The organism is Kitasatospora sp. NPDC057512 (assembly GCF_042802135.1).
Taxonomy (GTDB): Bacteria; Actinomycetota; Actinomycetes; order Streptomycetales; family Streptomycetaceae; genus Kitasatospora.
The window spans coordinates 1-2,537 of record NZ_JBHVET010000977.1 but is presented as its reverse complement, the minus strand read 5'-3'; the positions used below and the strand labels follow the sequence as shown (position 1 = coordinate 2,537).

General features: G+C 69.7%; 2 protein-coding genes. Both read left to right on the top strand.

Going from position 1 to position 2,537, the window contains the following annotated elements; genetic code table 11:
- Window positions 1-229: 229 nt before the first annotated feature.
- Window positions 230-1,702 (top strand): NAD-dependent malic enzyme, encoded by a 1,473-nt coding sequence (locus ACFU6K_RS36510; RefSeq protein ID WP_380670566.1) that lies wholly within the window; start codon window positions 230-232, stop codon window positions 1,700-1,702.
- 508 nt (window positions 1,703-2,210) lie between these two features.
- Window positions 2,211-2,495: an HU family DNA-binding protein gene (locus ACFU6K_RS36505; protein ID WP_030242980.1), complete on the top strand. Its 285-nt coding sequence runs from the start codon at window positions 2,211-2,213 to the stop codon at window positions 2,493-2,495.
- The last annotated feature ends 42 nt before the right edge of the window (window positions 2,496-2,537 follow it).

Sequence of the window (2,537 nt, the reverse complement as noted above, 5' to 3'; positions counted from 1 at the left end):
GGCTTGGATCGAGCCGGTGTCCCGTCCAATGTAACGCATCGGCCGGGAGAGGCAAGGAGCGAGCGGCGGGAGGCCGACGGCCGTCGGGTGGGATTGTCGGGTCCGCACACTCAATGAACGTTATTTCTGGCTACCCCTTGGAAGGTGCGACGATCGACGTCTAGCATGCGCAGGCGATGCCTTCAACAAAATGTTGAGCCTGCGGGACAGACGGAAGAAGGAAGCGTCGATGGCGACGGTGCCCAGTGTCTCCAACTCGATCACGGTACGGCTGGAGGTCCCGGCCCGGGGCAACGCCGTCAGCGCGATCACCACGGCCGTGGAGTCCTCCGGCGGATCGGTGACCGGTCTCGACGTCACCGCCTCCGGGCTGGAGGCGCTGCGGATCGACGTCACGGTGGCGGCCGCCTCGGTCGCGCACGGCGAGGAGATCGTCGAGAAGCTGCGCACGATCGACGGCGTGTCGATCGGCAAGGTCTCGGACCGCACCTTCCTGATGCACCTCGGCGGCAAGATCGAGATGTCCTCCAAGCTGCCGATCCGCAACCGTGACGACCTCAGCATGATCTACACCCCGGGTGTCGCCCGGGTCTGCATGGCGATCGCGGAGAACCCCGAGGACGCCCGCCGCCTGACCATCAAGCGCAACAGCGTCGCCGTGGTCACCGACGGCTCGGCGGTGCTGGGCCTGGGCAACATCGGCCCGGAGGCCGCGCTGCCGGTCATGGAGGGCAAGGCGGCCCTGTTCAAGCGCTTCGCCGGGATCGACGCCTGGCCGATCTGCCTGGACACCCAGGACACCGACGAGATCGTCGCCATCGTCAAGGCGATCGCCCCGGGCTTCGCCGGGATCAACCTGGAGGACATCTCCGCGCCGCGCTGCTTCGAGATCGAGGCCCGGCTGCGCGAGGCCCTGGACATCCCGGTCTTCCACGACGACCAGCACGGCACCGCGATCGTGGTGCTGGCCGCCCTCACCAACGCGCTGAAGGTGGTCGGCAAGCGGATCGGCGACATCCGCGTGGTGATGTCGGGCGCCGGCGCCGCCGGTACCGCGATCCTCAAGCTGCTGATGGCGGCCGGCGTCGAGCACGCCACCGTGGCGGACGTGCACGGTGTGGTCCACCTGGGCCGCGGGGACCTCAACGAGAACCTGCGCTGGATCGCCGAGCACACCAACCGCTCGGGCCGCACCGGCAGCCTCAAGGAGGCCGTGGCGGGCGCCGACGTCTTCATCGGCGTCTCGGCCCCGAACGTCCTGGACGGTGACGACCTGGCCACCATGGCCGAGGACTCGATCGTCTTCGCGCTGGCCAACCCGGACCCGGAGGTCGACCCGGCCATCGCCCGGCAGACCGCCGCCGTGGTCGCCACCGGCCGCAGCGACTTCCCGAACCAGATCAACAACGTGTTGGTCTTCCCGGGTGTCTTCCGCGGCCTGCTGGACGCCCAGAGCCGCACCGTCAACACCGAGATGATGATCGCCGCCGCCCGGGCGCTGGCCACCACCGTGGCCGACGACGAGCTGAACGCGAACTACATCATCCCGAGCGTGTTCCACAAGGACGTCGCCAAGACCGTCGCCTCCGCGGTGCGCGAGGCGGCCCTGGCGGGGGCCGTGGAGGACCGCGCGCCGGCCCGTCCGACCCCCGGCATCGTGGGCACCCTCGACACCTCCGCGTTCCCCACCGTCAAGCTCTGACGGCCGGATCGGGCGACGTGTCGTAGATCGCTCAAATGTGCGAATAGTGGTCATACCCGCCCAGCTCGCCCCGAACCCTTGCGACACAAGGGCGAGGGGCGTGTTTGGGCTTGTCAGTCGTAGGGCGTACCGTAGCCCTGCACGGGGCAGGCGTGTCCGACAAGTACGGAACGTCCCCCTGGTCTTCCGGCGTGTCGTCCCGACCGCCGCCCGTGTCCGGTCCGCCGGAGCCGACGGAGCGTCACACCTCCAACGGGCGGGCGATGTTCGGGTGGCTCGACCGGGGCCCGATTGGCTTTCTCGGGGCCGGTCGGGGCAGGATTCGTATCCAGGCGGGCGGGCGGGCCTTCGACGGCTCCGGCGCGCGGCATCGGGTACGGACCCGGCCTGCGACCACGCATTGCCTGCATGAGCACAGTGTGCGGACCTGCGGCCTATCCGGGTGCCCCCCGGTGGGAGCACCGATGGGCCCCCGCGCACCGCAAGCGAACAGACCACAGGAGTACACATGAACCGCAGTGAGCTGGTGGCCGCGCTGTCCGAGCGCGCCGAGGTGACCCGCAAGGACGCCGACGCCGTTCTGGCCGCCTTCGCCGAGATCGTCGGCGAGGTCGTCGCCAAGGGCGACGAGAAGGTCACCATTCCCGGTTTCCTGACCTTCGAGCGCACCCACCGCGCTGCCCGCACCGCCCGCAACCCGCAGACCGGCGAGCCGATCCAGATCGCCGCGGGTTACAGCGCCAAGGTGAGCGCCGGCTCCAAGCTGAAGGAAGCCGCCAAGGGCGCTGCCTGAGCCACCCCTTGAACGCCCGAGAGGCCGGGCTCCCCACTGGGG